The organism is Burkholderia stagnalis (genome assembly GCF_902830275.1).
Lineage (GTDB): Bacteria > Pseudomonadota > Gammaproteobacteria > Burkholderiales > Burkholderiaceae > Burkholderia > Burkholderia stagnalis.
The window spans coordinates 154,662-171,673 of the sequence record NZ_CADESW010000016.1 but is presented as its reverse complement, the minus strand read 5'-3'; the positions used below and the strand labels follow the sequence as shown (position 1 = coordinate 171,673).

Annotated in this window: 9 protein-coding genes; 4 read left to right on the top strand and 5 right to left on the bottom strand. The window is 71.9% G+C overall.

What is annotated here, in order from left to right; all coding sequences use genetic code 11:
• Positions 1 to 9: 9 nt before the first annotated feature.
• From arfB to recC, 4 genes are read right to left on the bottom strand one after another with little or no spacing between them, the layout of a single operon-like run.
• Entirely contained in the window at positions 10 to 414 is a 405-nt protein-coding gene (gene arfB / locus HWY45_RS25450) for an alternative ribosome rescue aminoacyl-tRNA hydrolase ArfB (protein WP_059564819.1), read from the bottom strand.
• Positions 411 to 2,612: an AAA family ATPase gene (locus tag HWY45_RS25445; protein ID WP_059882784.1), complete on the bottom strand. Its 2,202-nt coding sequence runs from the start codon at positions 2,610 to 2,612 to the stop codon at positions 411 to 413. Before HWY45_RS25445 ends, arfB begins: the two co-directional genes overlap by 4 nt.
• A complete protein-coding gene (recB, locus tag HWY45_RS25440; protein ID WP_059882786.1) occupies positions 2,609 to 6,319 on the bottom strand; it encodes an exodeoxyribonuclease V subunit beta in 3,711 nt (1,236 codons plus the stop codon). Before recB ends, HWY45_RS25445 begins: the two co-directional genes overlap by 4 nt.
• Positions 6,316 to 9,654, bottom strand: coding sequence for an exodeoxyribonuclease V subunit gamma (gene recC, locus HWY45_RS25435; RefSeq protein ID WP_059802976.1), 3,339 nt, complete (start codon positions 9,652 to 9,654; stop codon positions 6,316 to 6,318). Before recC ends, recB begins: the two co-directional genes overlap by 4 nt.
• 181 nt (positions 9,655 to 9,835) lie before the next feature.
• Here recC and HWY45_RS25430 point away from each other — a divergent pair, with 181 nt between their 5' ends.
• Complete coding sequence (locus tag HWY45_RS25430; protein WP_059882788.1) at positions 9,836 to 12,142, top strand: FUSC family protein; 2,307 nt, start codon at positions 9,836 to 9,838, stop codon at positions 12,140 to 12,142.
• Between the two features lie 249 nt (positions 12,143 to 12,391).
• Positions 12,392 to 13,759 carry an amino acid permease gene (locus HWY45_RS25425; protein WP_059564815.1) on the top strand — a complete coding sequence of 456 codons (1,368 nt, stop codon included), beginning with the start codon at positions 12,392 to 12,394 and terminating at the stop codon, positions 13,757 to 13,759.
• 118 nt (positions 13,760 to 13,877) lie between these two features.
• Here the strand turns inward: HWY45_RS25425 and HWY45_RS25420 are convergent, their stop codons facing one another.
• A complete protein-coding gene (locus tag HWY45_RS25420) occupies positions 13,878 to 14,042 on the bottom strand; it encodes a hypothetical protein (protein WP_017332866.1) in 165 nt (54 codons plus the stop codon).
• A 253-nt stretch (positions 14,043 to 14,295) separates the two neighbouring features.
• On the opposite strand from HWY45_RS25420, the gene HWY45_RS25415 reads away from it, so the two are divergent.
• Positions 14,296 to 15,339, top strand: coding sequence for a Fe(3+) ABC transporter substrate-binding protein (locus HWY45_RS25415; RefSeq protein WP_059564814.1), 1,044 nt, complete (start codon positions 14,296 to 14,298; stop codon positions 15,337 to 15,339).
• Positions 15,329 to 17,008 carry an ABC transporter permease gene (locus HWY45_RS25410; protein ID WP_059882791.1) on the top strand — a complete coding sequence of 560 codons (1,680 nt, stop codon included), beginning with the start codon at positions 15,329 to 15,331 and terminating at the stop codon, positions 17,006 to 17,008. The genes HWY45_RS25415 and HWY45_RS25410 overlap by 11 nt, the downstream gene beginning before the upstream one ends.
• Positions 17,009 to 17,012: the final 4 nt, after the last annotated feature.

Sequence of the window (17,012 nt, the reverse complement as noted above, 5' to 3'; positions counted from 1 at the left end):
CCACAAGACTCAATCCACGATCTTCCCGCGCCCGGATTTCACGTCGCTGCGGCGAGCCTTGTGCTCGAGCCGCCGCTCCTTCGAGGCCCGCGTCGGGCGCGTCGCGATGCGCGCGCGCGGCGTGACCGCCACGCCGCGGATCAGCGCGTCGAGCCGCGCGAGCGCGGCTTCGCGGTTGCGCTCCTGCGTGCGATGCTCCTGCGACTTGATCACGACCACGCCGTCGCGCGTGATGCGCTGGTCCGACAGCGCGAGCAGGCGCTCCTTGAGCAGCGGCGGCAGCGACGACGCGCGGATGTCGAAGCGCAGGTGAATCGCGCTCGACACCTTGTTGACGTTCTGCCCGCCTGCCCCCTGCGCGCGCACCGCGGTCCATTCGATCTCGGCCGGATCGAGCGTGTAGCGGATCGTCATCGCGACACCTCCGCACGGCGCCGCGCGAGCGCTTCGTCGATGCGCGCCGACAGGCCCGAATCGCGCTGCGTGCGCGTCGCGATCGCCTGCGCGAGCACGCGGCGGCCCCCGATCACCTGCACGCGTGTGCGCGCCCGCGTCACCGCGGTGTAGACCAGCTCGCGCGTCAGCACGCGGCCGAACGTTGCCGGCAGCACGAGCGCGGCCTCGTCGAACTCCGAGCCCTGCGACTTGTGGACGGTCAGCGCGAACGCCGTCTCGTGCGGCGGCAGCGCCGCCGGCGACACCGCGCGCGCCGTGCCGTCCGCGCGCCTGAACCACACGCGCAGCGCTCCCTGCGCGTCGGGCAGCGCGATGCCGATGTCGCCGTTGAACAGCCCGAGCGCGTAATCGTTGCGCGTCACCATCACGGGCCGCCCGGTGAACCAGTGCGCGCCGACCGCGAGCGGCACGTGCGCGGCACGACGCACGTGCGCCGCGACGAGCGCATTGACGTGCTCGGCGCCGCGCGACCCGCCGCGCGTCGCGCACAGGATCCGGAACCGGTTGAGCGCATCGAACAGCGGCAACGGGTCCGGCGCGGGGGCCGCGAGCGCGCCGCGCAATGCATCCAGGTAGGCCGAGAAACGCTGCGCGAGGCGCTCGATGGTCGACGTGGCAAGCATGTCACCGGCATCTTCGTGGAACGACGCGGCGGCCGCGTCGCTCGCCGGCAGCGCGTCGAGCGCGTCCTGCACCGCGCCGCGGCGAATCGCCAGCGACAGGCGGCCGATCGGCGAGTCGAGCCCGAAGCGGTAATTGCGCTCGAGCCATACGACGCAGTCCGCGAGCGGCGCGGGCGACGGGCGGTTCTCGGCTACGGCAACCGTCTCGACTGTGGCGGCGACAAGCGGCACGGCATCGAGCGGCGGCAGCGCCACCGCGTCGAGCCACTGCAGCTCGTCGGCCTCGATCCACGCGGGCGCTTCGTCCGCGTCGCCGGCCGGCTCATCGATCGTGACGGCCGCTTCCACCGGCGGTTCGTCGTCGAACAGCGACGCCTGCCGGGTGTCGATCTTCGCCGGTGCGACGGGGCGGCGCACGGGCTCGACCGCGGCAGGTACGGCAGCCGCTGCCGGCGCGACGTCGTCCGGCACCGGCAGCGCCGCGACGAAGGCCGCTTCGTCGATGCCGAGCGCCTCGGCGATGCGCGCGCGGGCCGCCGGGCTGAACGACGGCCGCGCGCTCAATTCGGCGAACACCGCGCCCGCCTCGACCGCCGCGAGCTGGTCCTTGTCGCCGAGCAGCACGAGCCGCGCGCCCGGCGCGAGCGCGTCGAGCAGATGCGCGGCCAGCGCGACGTCGATCATCGATGCCTCGTCGACGACGATCAGGTCGTACGGCAACGGGTTGTCGCGATGATGGCGGAAGCCTGCCGCCCCACCGCCGCCGAGCAGGCGGTGCAGCGTGTACGACGTGTTCGGCAGCCGCGCGGCGAGCTCGGGCGGCAGCTCACCGGCGCGTGCGTGCAGCGCTTCCTGCATCCGCTGCGCCGCCTTGCCGGTCGGTGCGGCCAGCGCGACGCGCAAGTCCGGATGCGCGTCGAGCAGGCAAGCGAGCACGCCGACGACCGTGGTCGTCTTGCCGGTGCCGGGGCCGCCGCTGACGATCGTCACGCGGCCCGTCAACGCGACGATCGCCGCGACGCGCTGCCAGTCGACGTCACCGGCCGCCGGGCCGAAGTAGCGTGCGAGGCGCTCGCGCAGCACGTCGGGCGCCAGCGCGTCGGCGGCGGCGCCTTCGCCCGCTTGCGCGACCAGCGCGTCGGCGAGCCGCCGCTCGTAGTCGAAATAGCGCGAGAGGTAGAGACGGTCATGACGGTCGACGATCAGCGGCCGCTCGTCGCCACGCGCGAGCGCGCCGAACGCGGCGATGCCGCTCGCCGCGAGCGCCGCGCGCACGTCGGCGAGCGGTTCGTCGTAACGCTGCGCGAGCGCGCCGAGCGCCACGCACACATGGCCGCCCGCGGTCGCCCGGCTCGCCGCGAACGCGGCCCGCGCCGCCCAGCGCGACGCCGCGGCCGGCGCGCCGGCGCGGCGTGCGAGTTCGCCGATCCGGCGTGCGAAACCTTCCGCGAGCGCGATGCCGAAATCCGCAGGCTCGGGCAGCCGCGCGACGAGGCCGCCGGTGAATTCGAGCAGATCGTCGGGCGTGCTCATGCGCGGCCTCCGTCCATCAGCAGGTCGAGCGCGTCGACGAGCTCGCGGGCCGGCCGCCGCGCATGCACGCCGGCCGTCTCGCCGCCGCTGCGCCAGCCCGGCCGCACGCCGCGCACGAACAGGTACAGGTAGCCCGCGATGTGCGTGTCGTAGTCGTAGTCGCGCAGCCGGCCGCGCAGGTAACGATGCAGCGCAACCGTGTAGAGCAGCGCCTGCAGGTGATACGCGTGATCGGCCATCGCCGCGTCGAGTGCGCGCGGGCCGTAGGCGTCCGGCGTATTGCCGAGATGGTTCGACTTCCAGTCGACGATCCAGAACCGGCCGTCATGTTCGACGATCATGTCGATGAAACCCTTGATGAAACCGGCGAGCACGCCCGCCTCCAGTGCGACGTCCGGATAGCCGTGCGCGATCAGCAGCCGGCGCAGCGCGGCAAGCTCCAGCGACGGCGCCGGAAACAGGAAGCCCATTTCGTTCAGCCGCTTCGCGGGATCGAGATCGGCGAGCCGCATGCCCGGCACCAGCTCCGTGCGCACGACGTCGTCGACGAGCCGGGCCATCATCGCCGGAAGCCGCTGGCCCAGCTCGGGCTCCGCCTCGACCGGCCGGTCGTGCAGCGCGCCGAGCGCGGCCCCGTGCCACGACGCCGGGTCGGTGAAATCGCTCAGTTCGAACAGGCGGTGCAGGCATTCGCCGGCCGCCGCGCCGCGCGGAAACACGAGGATGTCGTCGTCGGGCGGCGCGAGCGCCGGCGGCGTGTCGTCCTGGTCGCCGTCCGGCGCGAGTTCGGCCAGCGCGTCATGGTCGGGCCGCAGCTCGTCGTCCGGCACGGCCGCGACGCCCGCCTCCTCGCGCGCCGCCGATGCGGTCAGCGAACTGAAGCTCGCGATCCGCCACGCGTCCCGCAGCAGGCGCGACGCATGGCGCGCCGCCAGCGCCTGCGATGCGTCGTGCCCGGTGGCCAGCCGCTCGCGGCGCGCGGGCGCCGGCAACGGCGCGACGCTCACCGGGCCGCCCGCGAGCGCGCGCCATGCGTGGTCGAGCGCGGCCTCGTCGGGCGGCTCGTCGAGCCACGCGTCGAACGACTGGCCGCCGCCGGCCACGAGCCAGTTCAGCACGCTGCGCCGCGATTCGCGCGTCGAGCGCGACGACAGGTACGGCCCCGCGACGACGTAGCAGCGATAGACCGCGCGCGTCAGCGCCACGTAGACGAGCCGCGCGCGCTCCGCCGCCTGCTCGCGCAGCGCCTGCCGCGCCGCATGCTCGGCGGCCTCGTCGTCGCAGCCGTAGTGCAGCACCGCGTCGCCCGCCTCGTCGTGATACTCGCGCGCGTCGGGCAGCGCGGATGCGAACGGCTCGCGCAGCGCGCCGTCGTTCAGGAACGGGCAGAACACGATCGCGTATTCGAGGCCCTTCGATTTGTGCACGGTCACGATCTGCACGAGGTTGCGATCGGATTCGAGGCGCAGCTGCGCCTCCTCGCCGCCGCCGTCGAGCCGCTGCGCGGCGAGCCAGCGCAGCGTGGGCGCGATGCCCGGCTGCGCGGACGCGCGCGCCTGCGTGAGCTCGGCGAGATGGTTCACGTCCGTCACGCGGCGCTCGCCGTCGGCGCCCGCCATCAGCCGCTCGGCGATCCGCAGCTCGCGCGTGAACGTGCGCCACATCACCGCGAAGCCGCGTTCGCGCCATAGCAGGCGATAGCGCGAGAAGCGCTCGACCCAGCTCATCGCGTCGGCGCCGTCGGCGTCCTGCACCGCCGCGCCGCGCGCGTCGCCGTCGCCCTGCTCCATGCGCCACAGCGCGCCGGCGTCGAGACCGAACCAGTCCGACGCGAGCGCCGCGCGCAGGCGCCGCAGGTCGCCCGGTGCGTCGATCGCCGCCAGCACGCGTTCGAGCTGCTCGGCATCGCCGGTCGAGAACACCGACGCCTGCGCGAGCTCGACGCTGCCGATGCCCCAGGTCGCCAGCACGCGCTTCACGAGGCTGCCCTGCTTGTGCGTCTGCACGAGCACCGCGATGTCGCCCGGCGACAGCGGCGTGTCGCCGAGCCGCACGCGACCGTCGCGCGCGCCCTGCATCAGCCGCGCGATCTCCGCCGCGCAGGCCTGCGCGGCGTGCGCCTGCGCATCGCGCTTGAGCCACACGTCATCGCCGCCCGGCAGCGTCCAGATCCGGAAGTCGCCCGCCGGGCCGGTATCCGTCTCGTCGGCGAGCGGCGCGCGCGTGCGGGTGCCGGCCCGCACCGGGTAGTAGTCGAGGCCGTCGAGCACGAACGCGCGCGGGTTCGACATGAAGAAGCGGTTGCACGCATCGACCACCGCCGGCGTCGAGCGCTGGTTGACCGCGAGCGTGTAGCACGCGCTCGCCCGCGCGCGCGCCGCCAGGTACGTATGCAGATCCGCCGCGCGGAAGCTGTAGATCGCCTGCTTCGGATCGCCGACGAGGAACAGCGGCCCGCCCGGCGCGAAGATCCGGTCGAAGATCGCGAACTGCAGCGGGTCGGTATCCTGGAATTCGTCGATCAGCGCGGCCGGATAGCGTGCGCGCAGCGTCTGCGCGAGCCATGGATGCGTGTGCAGCGCGTCGTACAGGTTCGCGAGCAGATCGTCGAACGACACGACGCGCCGCGTGCGCTTGCGCTCGGCCAGCGCGCGCGGCGCTTCGTCGAGCCACACGGCGACGAGCGCGAGCCAGCGCGCGCGCTGCGCAGCCTCGGCGGCGGCCACCGCGGCGTCGAGCGCATCCGCGACGTCGAAGAACGGATGGTCCGGCGTCGCGCCGCCCTTCTTGGTCGCCTTGACGAGCGCCGCGCGCGTGAGCCGCAGCGCGGCCTTGGGCAACCCGGCCGTCGCGTCGGCATGCGCGAAATGCGCGGCCCACGCGTCGAGCGCATCGGCGATCGCCTCCGGTTTGTGCGAGCGCTGGTTGAGCGCCGGCTGCGCGGCGCGCAGCAACGCGTCGATCGCGTCGCGCTCGGCCGCCCAGATCCGCGCCGCCTCCGCGAAGCATTCGGCCGCGGCCGCCTCCACCGCTTCGTCGGGCTCGTCCACGCCATCCCAGCGCAACGCGGCGAGCGGCTTCTTCAGCCGGCGCGCGAGCTGTGCGTCGAGCGCGGCCGGGCCCGCACCCGATTCGACGAGCCACGCGGCGAAGCCCGGCCAACGCGCCGCGGTCGGCTCGACGCGGGTGCGCCAGAAATCCGCGGCCAGTTCGAAGCGCAATGCCGCGTCGTCGGCCTGCATCTCGAACGCGAACGGCATCGCGGCGGCGAACGGCGCCTCCTGCAGCGCGCGCTGGCAGAACGCGTGGATCGTGTGGATCGCCGCCTGGTCGAACGCGCGCAGCGCGCGCCGGATCCGCTTCGCGGCCGTCTGCGGATCGAGCACGCCGCCGTCGCCGAGCGTCGTGTCGACGAGGCGCGTGATGAACGGATCGCCGCCGTCGTCGCCGGTGTCGAGCGCATGGGCGAGCTGCGCGAGCCGGCCGCGGATGCGTTCGTGCAGTTCCGCGGTCGCGGCCTTCGTGAAGGTCACGACGAGAATCTGGTCCGCGCCGAGATCCTTTTCGAGCAGCAGCCGCACGTAAAGCGCGCAGATGTTCCAGGTCTTGCCGGTGCCCGCCGACGCCTCGATCTGGTTGACGCCGTCGAGCGGGCACGCGAACACGTCGAGCTCGAGCGACGCCTGCGGATGCGATGCGCCGCTCATGCGAGCTCCTTCAGATGTTCGACGAGCGGCTCGAACACGAGCCGCGCGAGCGCGCCGAACGGCTCGTCCAGCGACGGGTTCGCGCCGCGCCACGCAATCGCGAGCGCGGGGTCGTCGGCTTCGCTCACGACCCGGTCGTTGATCCACACGCTCGCCGCCTTCGCCTCGCTTTCGTTCACCCACGCCCACGCGCTGCGCGGGAAGAAACGCAGCGGCATGCGCCGGCCCGCGCGGAACAGCGCGGCGAGCGGCGCAAGACGCGCGAGCGGCGCCGCGACCGGCGTCAGCTCGAACGCGCCGCCGCTGCCGAACCACAGCGTGCGGCGCGGCCCGTCCGGCACCGCCGCGCAGTAGGCGAGATGCGCGAGCCACGCGGACAGGTAATCGCGCGCGCTCGGCCGCGCATAGCGATAGATCACCTGCCCCGCGCCCGTCAGCCGGTTCAGCGTGCCGTGCAGCACGAGCGGCTCGGCCACCGCGTCGCGCGACAGCGCGGCGTCGTCAGGCCCGAACCACGCGTGCTCCGCTGCGGGCCACGCCGGCGCGACCTCGATCGAAAACGGCCGGCGCTCGGCGCCGTCGGCAAGCGCGCCCCGCACGTTCGCGGCCAGTTGCGCCAGCGAACCGAGCGCCTGGTCGCGCCACACGGCGCCGGTCGCGCCGCCCGGCAGTTCCGGGCTCGCGTCCGCGATGCGCAGCGCGTGATCCTGCACGCGCGCATCGCCCGATTCGATCAGCAGCGGCAGCACGCGCCCGGCCAGCGCGTCGCTGCCCGCGAAGTCGAGCGCGAACGGCTCGGTGTCGAGCAGCTCGGCCTGCGCGTCCGCCAGCACGATGCCGAGGCGCTCGCGCAGCAGCGCGCGCGCCGGGTGGCGCCAGAACCGCTCGAAGTCGGTGAACGCGACGGGCTCGACGGGCTCGGCCGGCAACGGCTGCGCGAAGAACGCCGCGCCGCGCGCGCCGTCGCGGGACGCATCGGCGCTCAGCAGCGTCGCGAGCGACGCCCGTTCCGCGTCGTACGAAAAGAGCGGCCCCGCCGGCTGGAAATACGCGGCCGCGAACGGCTGCAGCGGATGCTCGACGATGAACCCGCGGCGCGCGGCGTCGACCGCATCCGGCGCGGCGTCAGGGCCGGCGGCAACCAGCGCGAGATGGTCGAGCAATTCGTCGACGAGCGCGGCGGGCGGCAGCGGCGCGTTGTCGCGGATGCTGCGCCCCGTATACGCGATCATCAGCCGGTCGCGCGCGGCGAGCACGAGGTCGAGGAACAGGTTGCGCTCGTCGTCGCGCCGCTGCCGGTCGCCGAGTTTCGGCAGCACCGCCATCAGGTCGAATTCGTCCGCGCGCGCGAGGCTCGGCAGCACGCCGTCGTCCATGCCGAGCAGGCACACGACCCGGTACGGCAGCCCGCGCAGGCTCGTAAGCGACGAGAACGTCACGCCGCCCCACGGCACGCCGCCGCGGGCCGGATCGTCGAGCGCGGCGGTCAGCCCCGCGCGCACGACGGCAGCCGGCAGCACCTGCTCGGGCGCGCCCTCCGTCATCGCGGCCAGCATCGCGTCGAGCGCGTCGCGCACGCCCGACAGCGCGTCCGCATACGCGGCGCCGGAATCGAAAAAGCGTGCGAGCGTATCGGCGAACAGCTCGCTCCACGCGCGCGGCGTGTGCGGTTCCGACACCCGCCGCGCAAAGCCGTCGAGATCGTCGGTGAAGCGCGCGAGCCGGCCGAGCAGTTCGGCTTCGCTGCCCGTGGCCGCCTCGACCGGCAGCCACGCGCCGACCGGCGCGGCGCCGTCCGGCATCGCATAGCCGAGAAACAGGCGGGCCAGCGCATCCGAGAACGTGTGGCGCGGCGACGGCACCCGCGCGTCGTCGCTCGGCTGCGGCGCGAGCCCGCGCCGCGCGCCGGCGGCCGCGAGCCAGGTCTGCACCGTCTCGAGCGCGGCCGCGTCGATGCCGTAGCGCGCGGCCACCGCGTCGACGCGCAGCCACTCGATCAGCTCGGGCGCGCCAACCTGCCGTTCGGGCAGCGCGAGCCAGTCGAGCAGCACGCGCGCGACCGGATTCGCCTGCGACGGCGGCAGGCCGGAGACCCGGTAAGGAATGCGCGCGCTGCCGGTGCCGGCCGTGCCGAACACCGCGTCGATCAGCGGCCCCGCCGCGGCGAGGTCGGCCACCGCGACGAGCACGTCGGACGGCCGCAGGCTCGCGTCGGCGTCGAACCACGCGAGCAGGCGGTCGTGCAGCACCTCGAGCTGGCGCGCGAGACTGTGGCAGACATGCACCTCGATGCCGTGTTCCGCCGGCGGCTCGCCGAGCGCCGCTTCGGGCTGCAGGTCGAGGATCGCGTTCTGGATGCGCGCGAGCCAGGTGGGCGCGGGATTCTCCGCATAGCGCGTCGCGTCGCTCGACGCCGCGCTTTCGGTCAGCTCGTGCAGCATGTGCAGTTGCGCCTGCGTCTGGCGGCCCCATTCGGCGAGCAGCGGGTGCCCGACTTCCTGATAGTCGCGCTGCCCCGCCGCGTCGAGCGCCTCGGCGCGCGCGGCGGTGACGATGTCGAACCAGAATTCGCGGCACGGGTTGAGCGCGTAGATGCGCACGTCGATCCAGCGCGACAGCTCGCGCAGCAGCGCGACGTGCAGCGGCGGCATGGTCGGCAGCGCGAACACGCTGACCGACTCCGGCCAGTCCGCGCGCGCGACGGTGTCGAGGTCGAGATGGCGCGCCTCGCCGAGGAAGCGGTGCGCGGGCGGCGTGCCGCTGTCGCTCAGCTCCGCGAGCAGCGCGCGCCACAGCGCCGCCTGCCAGCGCTCGTCGTCGCGCGCGGCGTCGTCGGCCGCGCGCGGCGCGCCGTCGCCCGCGAGCACCGATTCGCCGGCCTGCCATGCGGCGAGCCACTCCGGGCGATAGGTCAGGTAATGATCGAGGACCGTCGCGATCCGGTGCGCGAGCTCGTAGCGCATCGCATCGTCGGACGCGGCGAGATACGCGGCGAGCCGCGGCGACGCGCGCCACGGCGCGTCGCCCGCCGCTTCGGCGAGCAGCCGGTAGCAGCGCCAGACGAGGCGGTCGGGCGCGAACGGCGAACGCGCCGGCACCGTCAGCACGCGGCCGATCTGCGCCCACAGCCACTGCGCGAGATAGGTGAACTCGACGTTCGCGCACACGCCGTGGCGCTCGGCGATGTCGAGCTCGAGCCGGCGGCGCAGCGCCGCGCTCGGCACGATGATCTGCTGCTGCGCCCACGGCCCGTTGCGGGCCGGGAATGCGGCGAGATCGTCGAGCAGCGCGTCGGCGAGTGTTTCGTGGCGGTTCGAATAGAAGAGATGGAGCATGAAGCAGGCGTCGGAGCGTCGCGCCGGACGGGCCGGGCGATCGAAAGCACCAAGCATAGCAAAGGGCCGCCGCCGCGGGCATCCGTCGAACGGCCAGGGTCTTGAGCAGCGCGAAATACGATAGACTCGTCGCCAGTCCGGACGCCCCCCCTGGCGTCGCCGTCAGCCATACCGCTTATCGATGCGCTATTCCGTCGAAATCAGAAAGTTTCTTTACAGCCAGTATTTTTTCGGCGGCCTGCGGATCGCGGTCGGCGTGTCGCTGCCGGCCGTGCTGTGCCTGATCGTGTTCAACAACCGCGAGCTCGGCTTCACGATCGCGACGGGCGCGCTCGGCGCGTGCGTGGTCGACATGCCGGGCCCGCTCAAGTACAAGCACAACGAAATGCTCGCGTGCAGCGTGATCGGCTTTCTCGCCGCGCTCGCCACCGGGCTCGCGACGCCGAACATCTTCGCGCTGTGGCTGACGATCGTGCCGCTCACGTTCGTGCTGTCGCTGATCGTCGTCTACGGCAACCGCTGGCCGCAGATCAGCTTCGCGACGCTGTTCATGATGGTGATGACGCTCGAGGAAAAGCTCACGCCGCTGCAGGCGTTCGTGAACGCGGGCTGGATTCTCGCGGGCGGCCTCTGGTACACGTACTGGGCCACCGTCGTGTCGCAGTGGCAGGCGCGCCGGATCGAGCAGCAGGCGCTCGCCGAGAGCCTGTTCGCGTGCGCCGACTACCTGCTCGCGCGCGCGGCGTTCTACGACCTCGACGCCGATCTCGACGAGTGCTACCGCAACCTGGTCGCCAAACAGATCACCGCGGTCGAGACGCAGGAAACCGCGCGCGACATCGTGCTGCGCAACCTGCCGAAGCTGCGGCGCGGCAAGCTCGATCCGGGCCGCGTGGCGATGTACAACCTGTTCATCAACAGCGTCGACCTGCACGAGCTGTTCGTCGGCGCGCACACCGACTACCCGCTCGTGCGCAACACGTTCGGCGGGTCGGACCTGATCATCTTCTACCGCGACCTGATCCGCAAGGCCGCCGCCGATCTCGAGGAGATCGGCCTCGCGGTGCTCGAGAACCGCACGCCGCATTCGCGCATCAGCGTGAAGGCCGAGCTGCGCGCGATCGAGTACGAGATCGAGCTGATGCGCAAGAAGAACTTCCCGGCCACCAACGCGGAAGCGTATGCGGCCGTGCTCTCGACGTTCCGGCGCATCTGGAGCGCGACGCGCCTCATCGAGCGGATGCGCCGCAACCTGTCGGGCAGCGCCGATCCGCAGCAGACCGAACTGAAGATCGACAAGGCGCTCACGCGCTTCCTGCAGCGCCGCAGCGTGTCGCCGATGCTGGTCTTCTCGAACCTGAACATGCGCTCGCCGAGCTTCCGCCATGCGCTGCGCGTGACGATCGCGGTCGCGGTCGGCTTCTGGGTCGGGCGGCTGCTGCCGCTCACCAACGCGTACTGGATCGTGATGACCACCATCATCATCCTGAAGCCCGGCTATTCGCTGACCAAGCAGCGCAACGCGGCGCGTATCGTCGGCACGCTGATCGGCTGCGCGGCGAGCGTCGCGCTGATCTACACGGTCAAGGATACGCACCTGCTGATCGCGATCATGTTCGGCTCGATGGTGATGAGCTACAGCCTGCTGCTGTTCAACTACGCGGCGAGCGTCGTGTTCACGTCCGCGTACGTGCTGCTGATGTTCCACCTGCTCGCGCCCGGCAACATGGCGATCATCGGCGAGCGCGCGATCGACACCGTGGTCGGCTGCATGATCGCGATCGCCGCGAGCCGGCTGTTCCCGTACTGGGAATACCGGCTGATGGGCAAGCAGGTCGCCGACATGCTGACGGCCACCCGCAAGTACTTCCAGGCCGCGTGGCGCGCCGGGCGCGGCACGCGCGCGCCGGTCGTGCCGGAAGCCGACGGCGCGGCCGTCGTGCCGGTGATCGCCGCGGCGGTCGAGGCGCCGTCCGGCAGCCTCGACGACGATTACCAGTACCGTCTCGCGCGCAAGAACGTGCACATCGCGTTCGCGAACCTCGGCCAGGCGTTCCAGCGGATGATGATCGAGCCGAAGGCGCACCAGCGCTTCGTGCCCGAGCTGAACGACCTGCTCGTGCAGACCCACGTGCTCGGCGCGCAGATCACGGCAGCCGCGCCGCTGATCCGCAACGCGTGCGCGCCCGACGGCGGCCCCACCGAGGCCGCGGCCGTCCACGGCGGCGCGCTGCAGCGCGGTCTCGCCGCCGTGCTCGAGAACCTCGAGCGGGCCGAAGCCGGCGAGCCGCCGCCCGCGCACCAGCTCGAAGCGAGCAAGCAGATCACGCGCGACCTCGACGCGATGGTCGTCGCCGCCGAACGCTCCGACGCGGTCGGCGCCGAACTCACGCACGACCTGAAGGTGCTCGCGCACCAGTGCAAGCAGATGCTCGCGTCGTCGCTGCTGATCCGCAAGGATGCCAGCGTCATTCGCCTGCCCGCCTGACGTTTCCCGCCGCGGGCCGGCCCGCGGCGTCCCCGGATCAATCGAAGCCCCACGCATGACCTGCCCGCCTCGCGCGACCCGCGCGCACGCCTCGCGCCATTCCGTCCGGCGCGCCAGTCAGGGAATACCCGATTCCAGCCACCGGGCCCGGCTTGTTATCATTCGTTCACATTTAAGTTGTATATACAACTTGCCGTACCGGGCCGCCCCACTCGCCCGGTACGTCGCACAAAACATCTCGGAGACTCGATGAAGAACTTGCAGCGCCACCTGAGCGCGCGGCACATCCGCTTTCTCGCGCTGGGCTCGGCGATCGGCACCGGCCTGTTCTACGGCTCGGCGTCCGCGATCCAGCTCGCGGGCCCGGCGGTGATCCTGGCGTACATCCTCGGCGGCGCGGCCGTCTACATGGTGATGCGCGCGCTCGGAGAAATGGCCGTGCGCGAGCCGGTCGCCGGCTCGTTCGGCCATTACGCGACCGAGAACCTCGGCCCGTTCGCAGGCTTCGTCACCGGCTGGACCTACACGCTCGAGATGGTGATCGTCGCGATCGCGGACATCACCGCGTTCGGCATCTACATGGGCTTCTGGTTTCCGGGCGTGCCGCAGTGGATCTGGGTGCTCGCGGTCGTGACGATCATCTGCGGGCTCAACCTGTGCCACGTGAAGGTGTTCGGCGAGCTCGAGTTCTGGCTGTCGATCATCAAGGTCGGCGCGATCGTCGCGATGATCGGCGGCGGCGTCGCGCTGCTGCTGACCGGCATGCATCTCGGCCACGCGGCCGATGCGCCGTCGTTCGCGAACCTGTGGAACCACGGCGGCTTCCTGCCGAACGGCATCGGCGGGCTGGTCGCGTCGCTGTCGGTCGTGATCTTCGCGTATGGCGGCATCGAGGTGATCGGGATGAGCGCCGGCGAGGCGAAGGACCCGGAGCGCGTGATCCCGCGCGCGATCAACGCGGTGCCGGCGCGCATCCTGCTGTTCTACGTGCTGACGATGGTCGTGCTGATGTCGATCAGCCCGTGGACGGGCGTGGGCAGCAACGGCAGCCCGTTCGTGCAGATCTTCTCGGCGCTCGGCGTGAAATCGGCCGCGACGATCCTGAACGTCGTCGTGATCAGCGCGGCGATCTCGGCGATCAACAGCGACATCTTCGGCGCGGGCCGCATGATGTTCGGGATGGCGCAGCAGGGCCAGGCGCCGCGCGTGCTGACCGCGACGTCGCGGCACGGGGTGCCGTGGGTCACCGTGCTCGTGATGGCCGGCGCGCTGCTGTTCGGCGTGCTGCTCAACTACCTGATGCCGAAGGACGTGTTCCTGATGGTCGCGGCGATCGCGACGTTCGCGACGGTGTGGGTGTGGCTGATGATCCTGCTGTCGCAGGTCGCGATGCGGCGCCGCCTGTCGGCCGCGGAAGTCGCCGCGCTGAAGTTCAGGGTGCCGCTGTGGCCGGTCGCGCCGGCGCTGACGATCGCGTTCATGGGCTTCGTGATCGCGATGCTCGGCTGGTTCGAGGACACCCGCATCGCGCTGTACGTCGGCGCCGCCTGGATGGTGCTGCTCGCGGCGGTGTTCTTCCTCCGGATCCGCCCGAAATTCGCGCCTGCGTCACGTTGACGCATGCACGCGGCGCGCCGGCTCCGGCGCCCGCGTGTTTGCCGGCCTCGCCCTTCCTGCCGGTTCCCGATCCCTTTCCCGGCCGTGCGACGGGCAGCTCGCCCGCCGCTGCGCCCCGTCAGTGCGCCGCCGACGCGCTCGAAGCCACCGCCGGATGCGCCTCGTCGTACGCGCGCTTCTGCGAGACCGCGTTGTAGAGGATCGTGCCGATCACGAGCGCGACGGCCACGACGATCAGGATGCTCACGTTGCGTACAGGATTCTTCTTGCGCTGATCGTTCATGCTCGGGCCCGCTCCGTCAAATTCATCGAAGCGGGCATTCTACGCGCTTGCGCGCAGGTTGCCGCCGCGCCCCGCCACATTTCCCCGCCCCCGCCGCGCGGCCTTTCCCGGGCCTGACGCAAACTTTCATTTGATAATAATTCCCATTCCGATCTAGAATCCGGAGTCTTTCATTCTGTAAAGTTCCGGGTCATTCGAGCGGCAGGCGCGGCCCGGCACACCTTCTTCGTCCACCTGCCTCACCGGAGCTCCCATGTCGCATCCGCGCACCCGCCTGCTGCCGCTCGTCGGCGCCCTCGCCGTCGCCGCGGCCGCCTTCGCGCCGCTCGCCCACGCGGCCGAGGAAGTCAGCCTGTACACCACCCGCGAGCCGAAGCTGATCCAGCCGCTGATCGACGCGTTCACGAAGCAGAACGGCATCAAGGTCAACACCGTGTTCGTGAAGGACGGCCTGCTCGAGCGCGTGAAGGCGGAAGGCGGCCAGTCGCCGGCCGACGTGCTGATGACGGTCGACATCGGCAACCTGCTCGACCTGGTCGACGGCGGCGTCACCCAGCCGGTCCGCTCGAAGGCGCTCGACGACGCGATTCCCGCCAACCTGCGCGGCGCGCAGGGCGACTGGTACGCGCTGTCGCTGCGCGACCGCGTGCTGTACGTCGAGAAAGACCTGAAGGTCGACGCGTTCCGCTACGAAGACCTCGCCGATCCGAAGTGGAAGGGCAAGGTGTGCATCCGCTCCGGCCAGCATCCGTACAACACCGCGCTGGTCGCGTCGATGATCGCGCACGACGGCGAAGCCGCGACCGAGAAATGGCTGCGCGGCGTGAAGGCGAACCTCGCGCGCAAGGCGACGGGCGGCGACCGCGACGTCGCGCGCGACATTCTCGGCGGGATCTGCGACGTCGGGCTCGCGAACGCGTACTACGTCGGCCACATGAAGAACGCGGAACCGGGCACCGACGCGCGCAAGTGGGGCGACGCGATCAAGGTCGTGCGGCCGACCTTCGCGAACGCGAAAAGCGGCGGCACGCACGTGAACATCAGCGGCGCGGCGGTCGCGAAGCACGCGCCGCACAAGGCCAACGCGGTCAAGCTGCTCGAATACCTCGTGTCGCCGGACGCGCAGACGCTGTACGCGCAGGCGAACTACGAGTATCCGGTGCGCGCGAACGTGAAGCTGGACCCGGTCGTCGCGAGCTTCGGCCCGCTGAAGGTCGACCCGCTGCCGCTCGTGGAGATCGCGAAATACCGCAAGCAGGCGAGCCAGCTCGTCGACAAGGTCGGCTTTGACAACTGATGCATCGTTCGCGCCCGCCCGCCGCCCGCGGCGGGCGCCGCGCCTGAAGGGCGGCGTGTGGCTCGCCGCGGCGCTCGCGATCGCCGCGGTGGTCGCGGCGCCGCTTGCCGTGCTCGTCGGCGCTGCCTTCGGTGCCGACCTCGCGCACTGGCGGCATCTCGCCGAATTCGTGCTGCCGCAGGCGCTCGCGAACACGCTGCTGCTGCTCGCAGGCGTCGGCGCGATCGTCACGATCGTCGGCACCGGCAGCGCGTGGCTCGTCACCGCGTACGACTTCCCGGGCCGCCGCGCGCTGACCTGGGCGCTGCTGCTGCCGCTCGCGGTGCCGACCTACATCGTCGCGTTCGCGTATCTCGACCTGCTGCATCCGATCGGCCCCGTGCAGGGCGCGATCCGCTGGCTGCTCGGCTTCGACAGCCCGCGGCAGTTCCGCCTGCCCGACCTGCGCTCGCTGCCGGGCGCGATCTTCGTGCTCGGCTTCGTGCTGTACCCGTATGTTTACCTGAGCACCCGCGCGATGTTCGTCACGCAGTCCGCGAGCCTGCTCGAAGCCGCGCGCACGCTCGGCGCGGGGCGCATCGCAACGTTCTGGCGGGTCGTCGTGCCGCTCGCGCGGCCGGCGATCGCGGTCGGCGTCAGCCTCGCGCTGCTCGAGACGCTGAACGACATCGGCGCATCGGAATTTCTCGGCGTGCAGACGCTGACCGTATCCGTCTACACCACCTGGATCACCCGTTCCGACCTCGCCGGCGCCGCGCAGATCGCGCTGGCGATGCTCGCGATCGTCGTCGGCATGATCGTGCTCGAGCGCTACGGGCGCCGCCGCCAGCGCTATGCGCACGGCCGGCGCATGCGCCCGATCGCGCCGCGCCGGCTGCGCGGGCCGGCCGCGTGGAGCGCTGCGGCGCTCGGCTGGCTGCCGGTGCTGCTCGGCTTCGGCGCGCCGGCCGCGTATCTCGCGGTCGAAACCGGCAAGCGGCTGCATCTCGTCGGCGGCGTGTCCGCGCAGTTGCTGACGGGGCTCGTCAACACGCTGACGGTCGCGGGCGCCGCCACCGCGGCGACGCTCGCATGCGGGCTGGTCATCGCCTGGGCCGCGCGCGCGCAGCGCGACAGCGCCGGCGCGGGCCCGGCGCGCGTTTGCGCACGGATCGCAAGCCTCGGCTACGCGGTGCCGGGCACCGTGCTCGCGATCGGCCTGCTGATCCCGCTCGCGGCCGCCGATCGCGTGATCGGCGCGGCGCTCGGCCGTGACGGGCTCATCCTGATGGGCTCCGCGGCCGCGCTCGTGGTTGCGTACACGGTGCGCTTCCTCGCGATCTCGGCCGGCAGCATCGAGGCCGGCCTCGCGCGCATCCCGCCGTCGCTCGAGCAGGCGGCCCGCTCGCTCGGCGAAACCGCCGGCGGCACGCTGCGGCGCGTGCACCTGCCGCTGCTGCGCCCCGCGCTGACGACGAGCGCGCTGCTGGTGTTCGTCGACGCGATGAAGGAATTGCCGGCGACGCTGCTGCTGCGCCCGCTGAACTTCGACACGCTCGCGACCTGGCTGTACGCGGAGGCCGCGCGCGGCACCTACGAGGAAGGCGCGGTCGCCGCGCTCGCGATCGTACTCGCCGGGCTCGTGCCCGTGATCCTGCTCGCCCGCACCCGCCACAAGATCGGAACCTGACACC